This window comes from Mesorhizobium sp. YIM 152430, from assembly GCF_029210365.1.
In the GTDB taxonomy this organism is placed as follows: Bacteria; Pseudomonadota; Alphaproteobacteria; order Rhizobiales; family Rhizobiaceae; genus Aliihoeflea.
The window spans coordinates 497937-512304 of the sequence record NZ_JARGES010000027.1; the positions used below are offsets into that span (position 1 = coordinate 497937).

Below are 14368 nucleotides of genomic sequence, written 5' to 3' on the forward strand. Positions count from 1 at the left end.
CCGACCTACCACCACTTCGCCGGCTCGAACCGCCCGGCCGCCTGCTCGATCACATGCGCCGTGCGGAACAGCGTTTCCTCGTCGAACGGCCGGCCGATCAGTTGCAGCCCGAGCGGCAGTCCTTTCGCATCCAGGCCCGCCGGAACCGCGATGCCGGGAAGGCCGGCCATGTTGACCGTCACGGTGAAGATGTCGTTGAGATACATCTTCACCGGGTCGGCGGCCATGTCCTGATCGGCGATGCCGAAGGCTGCGGACGGTGTCGCCGGCGTCAGGATCGTGTCGATCCCGGCCGCGAAGACCTTCTCGAAATCCTGCCGGATCAGCGTGCGAACCTTCTGGGCCTGCAAATAATAGGCGTCGTAATAGCCGGCCGAGAGCACATAGGTGCCGATCATGATGCGCCGCTTCACCTCGCGGCCGAAGCCGGCGGCGCGCGTCTGCTCATACATGTCGGCAATGTCCTTGCCCGGCACGCGCAGCCCGTAACGCACGCCGTCATAGCGCGCGAGGTTGGACGAGGCTTCCGCCGGCGCCACGATGTAATAGGCCGGCAGTGCATATTTCGTGTGCGGCAGCGAGATGTCGACGATCTCCGCCCCCGCATCCTTCAGCCAGGCGATGCCCTTTTGCCATAGGGCTTCGATTTCTTCGGGCATTCCGTCGACGCGGTATTCCTTCGGAATGCCGATGCGCATTCCTTTCACCGATTGGCCGATGGCCGCCTCGTAGTCCGGCACGGGAATGTCGACCGAGGTGGTGTCCTTCGCGTCCACCGACGCCATCGACTTAAGCATGATCGCCGCGTCGCGCACGTCGCGCGTGATCGGCCCGGCCTGATCGAGCGAGGAGGCGAAGGCGACGACGCCCCAGCGCGAGCAGCGGCCATAGGTCGGCTTGATGCCGACCGTGCCGGTGAAGGCCGCAGGCTGACGGATGGATCCACCCGTATCGGTCGCCGTCGCGCCGGCGCAAAGCCAGGCCGCGACAGCGGATGCCGAACCGCCGGACGAGCCGCCGGGAACGAGGTCGAGATTGGAGCCTTCCGCGCGCCAGGGGTTCTTCACCGGGCCGTAATGGCTGGTCTCGTTGGAAGAACCCATGGCGAATTCGTCCATGTTCAACTTGCCGAGCATCACGGCGCCGTCGGCCCAAAGATTGGCTGTCACGGTCGATTCGTAGCGCGGTTCGAAACCGTCGAGGATATGGCTTGCCGCCTGCGTGTGGACGCCCTCGGTGCCGAACAGGTCCTTGATGCCGAGCGGAATGCCTTCGAGGTCGCCGCCATTGCCGCTCGCCAGCTTCGCGTCGGAAGCCTGCGCCATCTCGCGCGCCTTGTCCGGCGTCACCTTCACATAGGCGTTGAGTTCGCCATTTGCGGCGTCGATTGCGGAAAGATAGGCGTCCGTCAGTTCGGCCGAGGTGAATTCCTTCGCGCGCAGCTTGGTGCGCGCCTCGGCAATCGTCAGGCGGGTCAGGTCGGTCATGGGGTAAGCTTCTTTTCGTAGAAACGGGAAAAGCCGGAATCGGGATAATCGAGGACGGCGCCGCAGACCGCGTAGCCGCCGCGCTCATAGACGCGCCAGGCTTCCTCGAAGCCCGGCGCTTCGCCTGTTTCGAGCACCAGCCGCGCCAGCCCTTGCGCGCGCGCCTCGTCCTCGACGCGGGCGAGCAGCCGCGAACCGACGCGCTGGCCGCGCACGACGGGCAGCGTGTACATGCGCTTGACCTCGCCCAGCGTCGCATCATGGACCTTGAGAGACGCCATGCCGACCGCGCGGCCGGCCTCGTCTCGCGCGACGAAGACGGTCACGCCGGGCGTTGCCATCTGCTCGACGGTCAACTGGAACTGGAATTCGCGCGGCGTCAGCGGCATCATATAGGCGTTGAGTTCCGCCACCATCTGCCGCACGTCGTCCTGCAACGGCGTTTCCTGCGTGATCGTGACCGACATCCTATTCGATGACCTTTGGCACGAGGAAGAAGTTCTCGTCGGACGCAGGCGCATTGGCGACGATGGCTTCGGCCTTGTCGCCGTCGGTGACGGCGTCAGTGCGCTTCTTCATCTCCATCGGCGTGACCGAAGTCATCGGCTCGACGCCCGAAACGTCGACCTCGCCCAGTTGCTCGACGAAGCCGAGGATGGCGTTGAGTTCGCCCGTCATCCGCTCGGCTTCCTGATCGGTGACGGCAATGCGTGCGAGATGCGCGACGCGGCGGACGGTGGCGAGATCGACGGACATGGTTGCTCCGCGGCAAAGGGCAGGAAGAACACGAAACCCGCGCTATAAAGGCGCGGGCTTGTGCGTGCAACATGGGTCTGCAGGATGGCGGGAAATTCCCGCCCGCAGATCAGGCGTCGAAGGCTTCGCCGATGGTGGGCACGACCACCTTGGCTTTGGTCCCCTTCATCCCCTCGACGAACTTGTCGGCGTTCTGGTCGATGATCGGGAACGTCCCATAGTGGCAGGGAATGACGGTTTCGAAGTCGAAGAAGCGCTGGCACGCCATCGCGGCCACCGCGCCGCCCATGGTGAACCGATCGCCGATCGGCACCAGGCCGATCTTCGGCTGGTGCAGTTCGTTGATCAGCGCCATGTCGCCGAAAATGTCGGTGTCGCCCATGTGGTAGACCGATTCGCCATTGGCGAAATGCAGCACGAGGCCGTTCGGGTTGCCGAGATAGACATTGCCACCGCCTTCCTTGCTGAAGGACGAGGAATGGACGGCGTTGACGAAGGTGGTGGTGAACCCGCCGCAATCGACCGTGCCGCCGTGATTTCCGGGGTTCACCTTGTTCGGGTCCGCGCCTTGAGCGACCAGATATTCGTAGATCTCGAAGTTCGAGACGAGCATCGCGCCGGTCTTCTTAAGGATCGGCAGCGCGTCGCCGAGATGGTCGTTATGGCCATGGGTCAAAAGCACATGGGTCACGCCTTCGGCCGCTTCCTCCCAGCCCTTCCCCCAGGACGAATTGCCGGTCAGAAAGGGATCGATCAGGATCTTGGCGTTTCCCGTCTCGATCCTGAACGCCGAATGTCCGTACCATGTGAGTTTCATGTCCCGTCCTCTCTTTGATTGGATTGCGCGGAAGGATAGGACGGAGACATTCGAAGTCAAAGCGGCCTGACCATGAACCTCATCGATCTGGAACAATTGCTGACCATTGCCGATGGGCGCGCGATCGCCGGGCTCGACCTCGGCACGAAGACGATCGGTGTCGCCGTCTCCGACCGCCACCACGCCTTCGCCCATCCCCGGCCGGTCATCATGCGCACCAGGTTCACGCAGGACGCGGCCGCACTGCTGGCCCTCATCGAAAAGGATCAGGTGGCGGCGGTCGCGATCGGCTGGCCGATCAACATGGACGGCTCGGAAGGCCCGCGCGCCCAGGCGACTAAGGCTTTCGTGCGCAACATGGCGCGGATGACGAAGCTGCCCTTCGTCCTCTGGGACGAGCGCCTGTCGACGGTCGCGGCCGAACGCGCGCTTCTGGAGATGGACGTGTCGCGAAAGAAGCGCGGCGAGCGGATCGATTCGGCTGCCGCATCCTTCATCCTGCAGGGCGTTCTCGACCGGCTCCAGACGCTTCGACCCGAGCCAGATGGCGCTCATGGCGACGAAGCGCCCAGATCCTGATCTGATGGCGCCGCCGGAAGGCGAAGATCGCGAAGATCAGCACCGTGTCGATGATGCAGGCGCGGATGACGAGCGGCATGATCGAGGCGGGGTCGATGCCGAGGATCTGCCCGTAGACCTCGAACACATGATCATGGACCAGCCGGCTCAGCATCAGATAGCCGAAATGCATGTCGTGATAAGAGAGATAATACCAGCTCCAGAAGAGGCCCATCGGCAGACCCCAGAAGATCAGGATGTATTTCATCGCCAGAATTCTCCCGGCGTGCCTGCGCCCGACCGGGTCATGCGATTGATCTTGGCATCGCTCGCGGCCAGCATCGCCAGAAGGCGGGCGGCGGCGCGGCTGTTGTCGTTGGCGCCGACCGGCTGACGTGTCGGCGTGCGCTCGGCCTGCATGATCAGGTGGCTGACGAGCAGCCCGGCGAACTGGAGCGCGGCGAGTTGGAGAAGCGCGACATCGCCTGCCAGCGCCGGCCCGATCGCGCCCGCCGTCGTCGCCAGAAGCCCGACCGCCACGGCGATCCTGGCGACATTGCCCTGACCCGCTTCCTCATTGTCCGAACCGATCAGCACGGAAACCATCGCCCAGAAGAATGCGAGCGCCGCCATGAAATGGATGGCCGCGACGGAGCCGGTCGCGATCACGTCGCCCAGCGCCGCCGTGCCGGGCTCCGCCACGCCGCGCGCGCCCGAAAGGCACATAAGGACCGCCCAGTGGAAGGCGATGATGATGGTCAGAGCGCGTGGCATGGAATCCCTTTCTTAACCATCCGGGAAACTGGACCTCGCACTGGTTACCGGCAATCGAAACCTTTCGTTAAGGTTAACGCTGCCCGGCCCTGCGCGGTTTACATCGCGGGCGCCTGCTCTTAAGCGGAGACCTCCTGCCGCGAAAGAACTTCCCAAAAATGCTCGCCATCTTCGAAAGTACCCTGCCGATCTTCCTGCTGGTCGTTCTGGGGATCATCCTCAAACGGCTGCCGATCATCGACCAGAAGGTCTGGCCGGGCCTCGAACAGATCGCCTACTGGTTCCTGTATCCGGCGCTTCTCTTCATCACGATCTACAATGCCGATTTCGCCGGCTTGCGCCTCGACGCCATGCTGGTGGCGCTGCTCTTGTCGTTCCTGATCATGGTCGCGCTGCTCGGCCTGCTCTGGCCGATCCTGAAGAGAAACGGGCTCGTCGCAACGACGGAGTATTCGTCGGTCTTCCAGACGGCGATCCGCTGGAACGGATTCATCGCGCTCGCCATCGCGCAGAAAATGTTCCCGCCTGCCGGCAGCGCGGTGGTCGCGCTGGTGATGGCGGTGATCATTATCCCCATCAACATCTTCTCGGTCTTCGTCGTGACGAAATTCGCCGATTCCAGTGCCAATTGGGCCCGGATCGGGCGCACAATGGCCTTGAACCCGCTCATTCTGGCCGCTTTTTCCGCCGTTCTTCTACGTTTTGCGCCGTTCCGAATCTACGATCCAATCAACGAGACACTTATCCTCGTCGCCAATGCGGCGCTCGGGATGGGGCTGATCACCATCGGCGCGGGACTGCGCATCGCCGACATCGTCTCGCTGCGTTTCCCGCTTTGGCTGCCGGTCTTTCTCAAGCTCGCCGTCTTTCCCGTGATCCTGATCACGCTTGCCTGGAGCTTCGGCATCGACGGCGCGCAGCTTCAATATCTGGCGCTCTGCGCAGCGGTGCCGACCGCGATGAACGGCTATCTTCTGGCCAAGCAACTGGGTGGCGACGCGGAGCTTTACGCCGCCGTCACCACCTTGCAGACCGCCCTCTCCTTCTTCTCGATCCCCGCCGTCCTGGCGATCACCGCTCAGTTGACTTCCGGGTAGAGCGAATCGACGATCATGCGCGCATCGTACCGCGCGCCGAGCATTCCGTAGGTCGTGCGCCATTGGCCGCCGAGGCGCGTTTCGGCGAAGGCGTCGGCGATCTGCCCTGCCCCGAGGCGCTTGAGTTCGGCGGCTGCGGCGGCGAGCGCCAGTTGTTCGGTCAGGATGCGCGCGGAGCCCTCGTCCTCGATGGCGACGTCCATGGCGGCACGCAGCACCTGCGTCGTGCCGGGACCGCTCGGCCCGAGCTCGCGTTCGATCCAGCCCAGAACCTCCTCGAACGGCCCGGTGCCGCGGCGAAGGACGCGCAGGACGTCGAGCGCCATGACGTTGCCCGACCCTTCCCAGATCGCGTTGACCGGCACCTCGCGATAATGCCGCGCGAGCGGCGCTTCCTCGACATACCCATTGCCGCCGAGGCACTCCATCGCCTCGTAGATCAGCGCCGGCGCTATTTTGCAGGTCCAGTATTTGACGACGGGCGTCATGGCGCGGGCGAAGGCGGCTTCGGTGCGGTCGTTCGCCGCCTCGTCGAAGGCGCGGGCAAGCCGCAGCGAGAGCGCCGTGGCGGCCGCGACGTCGAGCGCCATGTCGGCAAGCACGCGGCTCATCAAGGGCTGGTCGATGAGAGCCGAGCCGAAGACCTGCCGGTGGCGCGCATGGTGGACGGCCTCGGCAAGGCCGGCGCGCATGATGCCGGCATTGCCGAGCGCGCAGTCGAGCCGCGTCAGCGTCACCATGTCCATGATCGTGCGGACCCCGCCCCCCGGTTCCCCCACCATCTCGCCGATCGCGCCGTCGATCTCGACCTCGGACGAGGCGTTGGAACGGTTGCCGAGCTTGTCCTTCAGGCGCTGGAAATGAAGTCCGTTGGCCGAGCCGTCCGAAAGAATGCGCGGAACAAGAAAGCAGGAAAGCCCCTCCGGTGCCTGACCCAGAACGAGGAACGCGTCGCTCATCGGCGCCGACATGAACCATTTATGCCCGGTGAGGCGGTAAAAGCCGTTGCCGACGCGCTCGGCCTTCGTCGTGTTTGCCCGAACGTCCGTGCCGCCCTGCTTTTCGGTCATTCCCATGCCGATGGTCAGGCCCGACTTTTCAACCGGGGGCTTGGATGCGGGGTCGTATTTGCGTGTGGTGACGCGCGGCGCCCATTCGCGGAAGAGCTTCGGGCTCGCCATCAGCGCGGCGAGCGAGGCGCTGGTCATGGTGACGGGGCAAAGATGCCCGCATTCGAGGCCGGCCGTCATGTAGAAGCGTGCAGCGCGGACCTGGTGTCGGTGGCCTTTTTCGGATTCGTTGTTTTCCCAGATGGACGAGTGAAGGCCGAGCGAAACGGACCGACGCATCAAGGCATGATAGGCCGGGTGAAACTCGACCTGATCCTGCCTGCGGCCCTGCCGGTCGTGGGTGCGCAGCTTCGGTGTTTCGCAATTGGCCAGACGCGCAAGGTCGAGCGCTTCGGCATTGCGGGCGAATTTGCCAAGCAGATCCATATCCTTGCGGGCGATTTCGGAGAAGTTTTCGCCAAGCTGCATCAACAGCGGATCGGAGCGCCAGGCATTGGTGCCAGCAATCGGGGGTGTCTGATTGGTGACCTCGTGGTTCAAGTCGCTTCCTTCCGCATCATCTCGAATCCGCCGCGCGCGGGCTTTGGCGCGATCAAAGCATGGCGGGGCGCAGGATGAAAACCCGCGGAGGAAATTTGTCGCGAGCAAGGCCGTGCTTGCCCCAAGGGCGGCACTTGCCTATAGGCCGTGATCGTCATGATATCGCCAGCGACCTTCCCGCCCTATCCGCATCGCCATCTTCTCGGCATCAAGGGCCTGTCGCCGCTTGATATCGAAAACCTGCTCGACCGTGCGGAGGCCGCCGTCGCGATCTCGCGCGGAGCCGACAAGAAGCGCGCGACGCTGCGCGGGCGCACGCAGATCAACCTCTTCTTCGAAGCATCGACCCGAACGCAAGCCTCCTTCGAACTCGCCGGCAAGCGGCTCGGCGCGGACGTGATGAACATGTCGGTCGCAAGTTCGTCGGTGAAGAAGGGCGAGACGCTGATCGACACGGCAATGACGCTCAACGCCATGCGGCCGGATATCCTCATCATCCGCCACGGATCGGCGGGCGCGGCCGCCCTTCTGGCGCAAAAGGTCGGCTGCTCGGTCGTCAATGCCGGCGACGGTGCGCATGAGCACCCCACACAGGCATTGCTGGACGCGCTGACGATCCGCCGCGCCAAGGGACGGATCGCCGGGCTCACCGTGGCGATCTGCGGCGATGTGCTTCACAGCCGCGTCGCGCGCTCGAACATCGTTCTTCTGAATGCGCTCGGCGCACAAGTGAAGGTCGCGGCCCCATCGACGCTGCTGCCGTCCGGCATCGGGCAGATGGGCGTCGAGACCTTCTCGCGGCTCGGGGATGCCATTGCTGACGCGGATGTCGTGATGATGCTGCGGCTCCAGCGCGAGCGCATGGCCGGCGCATTCGTCCCGTCGGTGCGCGAATATTTCCGATTTCACGGCCTCGACGCCGCCAAGCTTTCCAGGGCCAGGCCCGACGCGCTCGTCATGCATCCCGGTCCGATGAACCGCGGCGTCGAGATCGCATCGGCCATCGCCGACGGCCCGCAAAGCGTGATCCAGGAGCAGGTCGAAATGGGCGTCGCCGTTCGCATGGCCGTCATGGAAGCGCTTCTCGAAGGAGCGCCGACATGAATCCGGTGGTTCTGAAGGGCGGCCGGATCATCGATCCGTCGCGCGGAATCGACGAGACAGGAACCGTGATCGTCCTCGACGGACGGATCGCGGAGGCTGGAGCCTCTGCCTTGAACCAGGGCGCGCCCGAAGGCGCCGAGATCGTCGACTGCGCCGGGCTGACGATCATGCCCGGACTGGTCGACACCTCGGTCCATATCGGCGAACCCGGAGCGGAACATCGCGAGACGATCGCCTCGGCAAGTGCGGCGGCCGCGGCAGGCGGCGTGACGACGATCACGATGATGCCCGACACCGACCCGGTGATCGACGACGTCGCCCTCGTCGAGTTTGTCCGGCGAACGGCGCGCGACACGGCCGTCGTCAACGTCATTCCGACCGGCGCGATCACCAAGGGTCTTTCCGGCGAGGAAATGACCGAGATCGGGCTCCTGTCGCAGGCGGGCGCGGCCTTCTTCACCGAGGGCCGCAAGACGATCGCGAATGGGCTCATCATGCGCCGCGCGCTGACCTATGCACGCGACTTCGACGCCGTGATCGCGCATCGCACGCAGGACCGCGACCTCGCCTCGCAAGGCGTCATGAACGAAGGGCTCTTCGCAAGCTGGCTGGGCCTGCCCGGAATTCCGCGCGAGGCCGAACTGATCCCGCTCGAGCGCGATCTGTTGCTGGCGCGGCTGACGAAAGGCGCCTACCACGCCGCAATGATCTCGACCGCCATGTCGGCCGATGCCGTCCGACGCGCCAAGGCAGACGGCGCGGACGTGACGGCGGGCATTTCGATCAACAATCTGGCGCTGAACGAAAACGACATCGGCGAATACCGCACCTTCTTCCGCCTCGCCCCGCCCTTGCGCGCCGAGGAAGATCGGCTTGCGATGATCGAGGCGCTGCGCGACGGGACGATCGACATCCTCACCTCCGCGCATGACCCGCAGGATGTCGACACCAAGCGCCTGCCATTCGCGGAAGCCGCGAGCGGGGCGATCGGGCTCGAGACGCTGCTCGCGGTTGCGCTACGGCTTCATCACAATGGCGATGTCCGGCTGATGCGGCTCGTCGAAGTGCTGTCTACCGCCCCAGCAAAGCGCTTCGGCCTCGATTCCGGCACACTCAAGCCAGGCGCGCCGGCCGACATGGCAGTCGTCGACCTCGATGCCCCCTGGGTCGTCAGCGAGGCTGGTATCGTGTCCCTGTCGAAGAACACCTCCTTCGAAGGCGCTAAATTGCAGGGCCGGGTGATGCGCACGCTGGTTGCGGGGCGCACGGTCTTCGCGCAACAATGACCACCGACATCGCATCGACGAAGGGCGGACAATGATTCTGCTGGCAGCGCTCGGCTTCGGCTATCTCCTGGGCTCCATTCCGTTTGGACTTCTGCTGACGCGTATGGCCGGCCTCGGCGACGTGCGCGCGATCGGCTCGGGCAATATCGGCGCGACCAACGTGCTGCGCACCGGCAACAGGAAGCTCGCCGCCGCGACATTGCTGCTCGACGCCCTGAAGGGCACCGTGGCCGTGGTTGTGGCGGAGCAGTATGGCGTGGGGCTGGGCATCCTTGCCGGATCCGGCGCTTTCATCGGCCATCTGTTCCCGGTCTGGCTCGGCTTCAAGGGCGGCAAGGGCGTGGCGACCTATCTGGGCGTCCTGCTGGCGATCTCCGGCATCGCCTCCCTCGTCTTCGCGATCATCTGGACCGCCACCGCCTTCCTGACGCGCTATTCGTCTCTTTCCGCGCTGATCGCCTGCGTGGCGGTGCCGATCACGCTTCTCCTGCTGGGCTTCGGCGATGCGTCGATCGCATTCTCGCTGATGAGCCTGATCGTGTTCTGGAAGCACCGCGAGAACATCAAGCGCCTGATGGCCGGCACCGAGAGCCGGATCGGCGCCAAGGGATGAACGGCTCGCCCGCCCCATCGTTGAAACTCAGCGATACGCAGAAGCTGAACTGGTTGCGGCTATTGCGCTCGGACAATGTCGGACCGGCCACGTTTCGCGACCTGATCAACCGCTTCGGCTCGGCGAAGGCCGCGCTGGACGCGCTGCCCGACCTCGCAGCGCGCGGCGGCGGCCGGAAGATCCGCATTGCGACCATGGAGGAAGCGGAAGCCGAGATCGACAAGGTCGCGCGCTTCGGTGGGCGGATCGCGGCCATCGGCGACGCGGACTATCCGCCGATGATGCGCCACATGGACGTGCCGCCGCCGCTCGTGACGGTGATGGGGCGAAGCGACATCTTCTCCTCACCGGCCGTTTCGATCGTTGGCGCGCGCAATGCCTCGGCTTCCGGCGCGAAGATGGCACGGCAACTGGCGGGCGAAGTCGGCAAGTCGGGCTTTGCCGTCGTCTCGGGCCTCGCACGCGGCATCGACGCCGCGGCGCATTGGGCCAGCCTCGAAACCGGCACAGTGGCGGTTCTGGCCGGCGGTCTCGACAAGCCCTACCCGCCGGAAAACCTCGAACTCGTCGGCAAGATCGCCCGCTCGGGCGCCGTCATCACCGAGATGCCGTTCGGCTGGGAACCTCGCGCGCGGGACTTTCCGCGCCGCAACCGACTGATCGCGGGGCTGGGCCTCGGGCTGGTCGTGGTGGAGGCCGCGCAACGCTCGGGCTCGCTGATCAGCGCCCGGCTGGCCAGCGAACTCGGCCGTCTCGTCTTCGCCGTTCCCGGCTCGCCGCTCGATCCGCGCGCGGCGGGCTCGAACGGGCTGTTGAAGGACGGCGCGATCCTGACGCTGGACAGCGAAGACGTCATCGAGCAATTGCGGCCGATGATCGGGCGCGCGCCGCCCGCCGCTTTGCGCGAACCCGACGCAACGCAGATCGAGCCGGCTTTCGACGATGAGCCGGTCGAGCCCGAACGGGACGAGCGAACCCGTCTGATCGAGGCGCTGAGCCCGAGCCCGACCGCCATCGACGAGATCGTCCAGCATAGCGACCTGCCCGCGCGAACCGTTCGGATCCTGCTTCTCGAACTCGATCTCGCCGGCCGGCTCGAGCGGCATTCAGGCGGCGCTGTCTCGCTGGTTACGCCGGACCCGTGACGGACGCGCGCCGCGCAGAATGTCGTTTGCCTCGATGCAAGCCATCTCGATCAGATAGGCGAGCATTTCGTGCTGTTCGTCGGCAGCCATGCGGCGCAACTGCCCCAGCATGGAATGGACATATTCCAGCTTGTCCGTCTTCGCAGTAAGTGCCTCCCGCATAGGGCTCCCTTCCGGCTAAGACTTCGACCCCGAAGGGTCAGTTTCGCCGGATGCAAACTTGCCTGCACCGCAACCGGCAGTAATATAAGGATATACGAAAACACCATAAATTGCAATCACAAATCACTGCAACTTATGCGTGCATTACAGGGAATGCAGCGGGCGACCAATCCGTTTTCCCTTGACCGGACGGCCCCGCACCGCCATGTCACGCACCGAGAACGAAAAGAAATTTGAGGGCCGCACGCGATCGTGGAGGCTCGGGGATCATACGGTAATATGGACGTCGTCGTCGTCGAATCGCCTGCCAAGGCCAAGACAATCAACAAATATCTGGGCTCGCGCTACAAGGTGCTGGCCTCGTTCGGCCATGTCCGCGACCTGCCGGCGAAGGACGGTTCGGTGCGCCCGGACGACGATTTCGCCATGTCCTGGGAAGTGGATTCGCCCTCCTCGAAGCGGCTGAGCGACATCGCCAAGGCGATGAAGGAGGCCGACAGCCTGATCCTGGCGACCGACCCGGATCGCGAGGGCGAGGCGATTTCCTGGCATGTGCTCGAAGTCCTCAACCAGAAGAAGGCGATCAAGGACAAGCCGGTCAAGCGCGTCGTCTTCAACGCGATCACCAAGGCCTCGGTCACCGAGGCGATGGCCAATCCGCGCGAGATCGACGGCCCGCTGGTCGACGCCTATCTGGCGCGCCGCGCGCTCGACTATCTCGTCGGCTTCACGCTGTCGCCGGTTCTGTGGCGCAAGCTGCCCGGCGCCCGCTCGGCCGGCCGCGTCCAGTCGGTCGCATTGCGGCTGATCTGCGACCGCGAGGCCGAGATCGAGCGCTTCGTGCGCGAGGAATACTGGCAGGTCGCCGCCCTGCTCGACACGGTGCGCAAGGACCGCTTCGAGGCGCGGCTGACGGCTTATGAGGGCAAGAAGCTCGCCAAGCTCGACATCGGCACCAAGGCGCGCGCCGATGAGATCAAGGCGATGATGGAGGGTGCGACCTTCACGGCGGCCTCGGTCGAGGCGAAGCCGACGAAGCGCAACCCCGCCCCGCCTTTCACCACCTCGACACTGCAACAGGCGGCGTCCTCGCGCCTCGGCTTTTCGGCCTCGCGCACCATGCAGGTGGCGCAGCGGCTCTACGAGGGCGTCGAGATCGGCGGCGAGACGACCGGCCTCATCACCTATATGCGAACCGACGGCGTGCAGATGGCGCCCGAGGCGATCGCAGCGGCGCGCGAGCAGATCGGCAAGGGCTTCGGCGACCGCTATCTGCCGGAAAAGCCGCGCTACTATTCGACCAAGGCCAAGAACGCGCAGGAAGCGCACGAGGCGGTGCGGCCGACCGAGTTCTGGCGCACGCCCGACCAGGTTCGCAAATATCTGGATGCCGACCAGGCGCGGCTCTACGACATGATCTGGAAGCGCGCGATCGCCAGCCAGATGGTGCCGGCCGAGATCGAGCGCACGACGGTCGAGATCGACGCCGTCAATGGGGCGAAGACGGCCAATCTGCGCGCGGTCGGCTCGGTCGTGCGCTTCGACGGCTTCATCGCCGCCTATACCGAGCAGAAGGACGAGGACGCGCCGGACGCCGACGACGAGGACAAGCGTCTGCCGGAGATTCGCCAGGGCGAGGCCATCGCGCGCCATCAGATCAACGCGACCCAGCACTCGACCGAACCGCCGCCGCGCTATTCGGAAGCCTCGCTCATCAAGCGCATGGAAGAACTCGGCATTGGCCGGCCGTCGACCTATGCAGCGACGCTCAAGACGCTGGAAGACCGCGATTACGTTACGAACGAGAAGCGCAAGCTGGTGCCGCAGGCCAAGGGGCGGCTGGTGACCTCCTTTCTCGAAAGCTTCTTCGACCGCTATGTCGAATACGACTTCACGGCCGCGCTCGAAGAAAAGCTCGACCAGATTTCGGACGGCAAGCTCGCCTGGAAGGACGTGCTGCGCGACTTCTGGAAGGAATTTTCCGGCCATGTCGACGGTATCAAGGAGTTGCGCGTCACCGACGTTCTCGATGCGCTCAACGTCGAACTCGCACCACTCGCCTTCCCGCCGCGCGAAGACGGCAGTGACCCGCGCGTCTGTCCCAAATGCGGCTCTGGCCAGTTGTCGCTGAAGCTCGGCAAGTTCGGCGCCTTCGTCGGCTGCTCAAACTATCCCGAATGCGGCTTTACCCGCCAGCTCGACGGACCGGGAGCCAACGGCGACGGCACGGCGGTCGACGGCGACAAGGAACTCGGCAAGGACCCTTATACGGGCGAGGAAATCACGCTGAAGAGCGGCCGTTTCGGCCCCTATGTCCAGCGCGGCGAAGGCAAGGAAGCCAAGCGATCCAGCCTGCCGAAGGGCTGGACGCCGGATTCGATCGACCATGAGAAGGCGCTCGCGCTGCTGTCGCTGCCGCGCGATGTCGGCAAGCATCCCGAAAGCGGCAAGATGATCTCGGCCGGGCTCGGACGCTACGGTCCGTTCGTGCTGCATGACGGAACCTACGCCAATTTGGACACCATCGAGGACGTGTTCTCGATCGGTCTCAACCGCGCGGTCACGGTCATCGCCGAGAAGAAGTCGAAATTCGCCAATGGCCGCGAGCGCGGTGCGGCGACGGCGCTGAAGGAACTAGGCGAGCATCCGGACGGTGGTGGCAAGATAACCGTGCGCGACGGGCGCTACGGCCCCTATGTGAACTGGGGCAAGGTCAATGCGACGCTGCCCAAGGGCAAGGCGCCGGAGAGCGTGACCGTCGAGGAAGCGCTGGCGCTGATCGCAGAGCGCGCGGCCAAAAGCGGCACGAAGGCGCCGAAGAAGAAGGCGGCACCGAAAGCCAAGGCGAAGGCCGCCAAGGCGAATGGCGAGGCCAAGGCGTCCGCCAGGAAGCCCGCCGCCAAGAAGACGGGTGCGAAGAAGGCGGCACCGAAAGCCAAGGCGAAGGCCGCCAAGGCGA

General features: G+C 64.8%; 15 protein-coding genes. 7 read left to right on the forward strand and 8 right to left on the reverse strand.

All coding sequences use genetic code 11. From position 1 onward, the window contains the following. Window positions 1-5: 5 nt before the first annotated feature. The 4 genes from gatA to PZ895_RS10205 all read right to left on the reverse strand — a co-directional run bounded on the left by gatA (window position 6) and on the right by PZ895_RS10205 (window position 3060). The gene (gatA, locus tag PZ895_RS10190; protein WP_275838893.1) at window positions 6-1487 is read right to left on the reverse strand and encodes an Asp-tRNA(Asn)/Glu-tRNA(Gln) amidotransferase subunit GatA; all 1482 of its coding nucleotides are present in this window, start codon (window positions 1485-1487) and stop codon (window positions 6-8) included. Next, entirely contained in the window at window positions 1484-1954 is a 471-nt protein-coding gene (locus PZ895_RS10195; RefSeq protein ID WP_275838894.1) for a GNAT family N-acetyltransferase, read from the reverse strand. The genes gatA and PZ895_RS10195 overlap by 4 nt, the downstream gene beginning before the upstream one ends. A 1-nt stretch (window position 1955) precedes the next feature. Then, window positions 1956-2243, reverse strand: a complete 288-nt coding sequence (gatC, locus tag PZ895_RS10200; RefSeq protein WP_275838895.1) for an Asp-tRNA(Asn)/Glu-tRNA(Gln) amidotransferase subunit GatC — start codon at window positions 2241-2243, stop codon at window positions 1956-1958. Between the two features lie 109 nt (window positions 2244-2352). Further along, entirely contained in the window at window positions 2353-3060 is a 708-nt protein-coding gene (locus tag PZ895_RS10205) for a metal-dependent hydrolase (RefSeq protein WP_275838896.1), read from the reverse strand. A gap of 72 nt (window positions 3061-3132) precedes the next feature. Here PZ895_RS10205 and ruvX point away from each other — a divergent pair, with 72 nt between their 5' ends. After that, on the forward strand, window positions 3133-3639 hold the full coding sequence (ruvX, locus tag PZ895_RS10210; RefSeq protein ID WP_275838897.1) for a Holliday junction resolvase RuvX: 507 nt from the start codon (window positions 3133-3135) through the stop codon (window positions 3637-3639). Here ruvX and PZ895_RS10215 read toward each other — a convergent pair. Further along, window positions 3554-3886: a DUF6105 family protein gene (locus PZ895_RS10215; RefSeq protein WP_275838898.1), complete on the reverse strand. Its 333-nt coding sequence runs from the start codon at window positions 3884-3886 to the stop codon at window positions 3554-3556. The genes ruvX and PZ895_RS10215 overlap by 86 nt on opposite strands. Further along, window positions 3883-4392 (reverse strand): hypothetical protein, encoded by a 510-nt coding sequence (locus tag PZ895_RS10220; protein ID WP_275838899.1) that lies wholly within the window; start codon window positions 4390-4392, stop codon window positions 3883-3885. Before PZ895_RS10220 ends, PZ895_RS10215 begins: the two co-directional genes overlap by 4 nt. 158 nt (window positions 4393-4550) lie before the next feature. Here PZ895_RS10220 and PZ895_RS10225 point away from each other — a divergent pair, with 158 nt between their 5' ends. After that, a complete protein-coding gene (locus PZ895_RS10225) occupies window positions 4551-5489 on the forward strand; it encodes an AEC family transporter (protein WP_275838900.1) in 939 nt (312 codons plus the stop codon). On the opposite strand, the gene PZ895_RS10230 is transcribed toward PZ895_RS10225, so the two are convergent. Beyond that, a complete protein-coding gene (locus PZ895_RS10230; RefSeq protein WP_275838901.1) occupies window positions 5471-7099 on the reverse strand; it encodes an acyl-CoA dehydrogenase family protein in 1629 nt (542 codons plus the stop codon). The two genes, PZ895_RS10225 and PZ895_RS10230, sit on opposite strands and share 19 nt — an antisense overlap. 156 nt (window positions 7100-7255) lie before the next feature. Here PZ895_RS10230 and PZ895_RS10235 point away from each other — a divergent pair, with 156 nt between their 5' ends. From PZ895_RS10235 to dprA, 4 genes are read left to right on the forward strand one after another with little or no spacing between them, the layout of a single operon-like run. Next, on the forward strand, window positions 7256-8203 hold the full coding sequence (locus PZ895_RS10235) for an aspartate carbamoyltransferase catalytic subunit (protein ID WP_275838902.1): 948 nt from the start codon (window positions 7256-7258) through the stop codon (window positions 8201-8203). Then, on the forward strand, window positions 8200-9489 hold the full coding sequence (locus tag PZ895_RS10240) for a dihydroorotase (protein ID WP_275838903.1): 1290 nt from the start codon (window positions 8200-8202) through the stop codon (window positions 9487-9489). The genes PZ895_RS10235 and PZ895_RS10240 overlap by 4 nt, the downstream gene beginning before the upstream one ends. A gap of 31 nt (window positions 9490-9520) precedes the next feature. Then, complete coding sequence (plsY, locus tag PZ895_RS10245) at window positions 9521-10102, forward strand: glycerol-3-phosphate 1-O-acyltransferase PlsY (RefSeq protein WP_275838904.1); 582 nt, start codon at window positions 9521-9523, stop codon at window positions 10100-10102. Further along, window positions 10099-11247, forward strand: coding sequence for a DNA-processing protein DprA (gene dprA / locus PZ895_RS10250; RefSeq protein ID WP_275838905.1), 1149 nt, complete (start codon window positions 10099-10101; stop codon window positions 11245-11247). The genes plsY and dprA overlap by 4 nt, the downstream gene beginning before the upstream one ends. Here dprA and PZ895_RS10255 read toward each other — a convergent pair. Then, window positions 11209-11409, reverse strand: coding sequence for a hypothetical protein (locus PZ895_RS10255; protein ID WP_275838906.1), 201 nt, complete (start codon window positions 11407-11409; stop codon window positions 11209-11211). The two genes, dprA and PZ895_RS10255, sit on opposite strands and share 39 nt — an antisense overlap. Before the next feature lie 279 nt (window positions 11410-11688). On the opposite strand from PZ895_RS10255, the gene topA reads away from it, so the two are divergent. Further along, window positions 11689-14368: type I DNA topoisomerase (gene topA / locus PZ895_RS10260; RefSeq protein WP_275838907.1), on the forward strand; the 2680-nt coding region annotated here is incomplete at its 3' end.

Coding starts and splice junctions, on each gene's coding strand:
- PZ895_RS10195 (WP_275838894.1), bottom strand. CDS start 1,954: ATGTCGGTCACGATCACGCAGGAAACGCCGTTGCAGGACGACGTGCGG.
- PZ895_RS10220 (WP_275838899.1), bottom strand. CDS start 4,392: ATGCCACGCGCTCTGACCATCATCATCGCCTTCCACTGGGCGGTCCTT.
- PZ895_RS10235 (WP_275838902.1), top strand. CDS start 7,256: ATGATATCGCCAGCGACCTTCCCGCCCTATCCGCATCGCCATCTTCTC.
- PZ895_RS10240 (WP_275838903.1), top strand. CDS start 8,200: ATGAATCCGGTGGTTCTGAAGGGCGGCCGGATCATCGATCCGTCGCGC.
- PZ895_RS10255 (WP_275838906.1), bottom strand. CDS start 11,409: ATGCGGGAGGCACTTACTGCGAAGACGGACAAGCTGGAATATGTCCAT.
- gatA (WP_275838893.1), bottom strand. CDS start 1,487: ATGACCGACCTGACCCGCCTGACGATTGCCGAGGCGCGCACCAAGCTG.
- PZ895_RS10205 (WP_275838896.1), bottom strand. CDS start 3,060: ATGAAACTCACATGGTACGGACATTCGGCGTTCAGGATCGAGACGGGA.
- plsY (WP_275838904.1), top strand. CDS start 9,521: ATGATTCTGCTGGCAGCGCTCGGCTTCGGCTATCTCCTGGGCTCCATT.
- PZ895_RS10225 (WP_275838900.1), top strand. CDS start 4,551: ATGCTCGCCATCTTCGAAAGTACCCTGCCGATCTTCCTGCTGGTCGTT.
- dprA (WP_275838905.1), top strand. CDS start 10,099: ATGAACGGCTCGCCCGCCCCATCGTTGAAACTCAGCGATACGCAGAAG.
- gatC (WP_275838895.1), bottom strand. CDS start 2,243: ATGTCCGTCGATCTCGCCACCGTCCGCCGCGTCGCGCATCTCGCACGC.
- PZ895_RS10215 (WP_275838898.1), bottom strand. CDS start 3,886: ATGAAATACATCCTGATCTTCTGGGGTCTGCCGATGGGCCTCTTCTGG.
- ruvX (WP_275838897.1), top strand. CDS start 3,133: ATGAACCTCATCGATCTGGAACAATTGCTGACCATTGCCGATGGGCGC.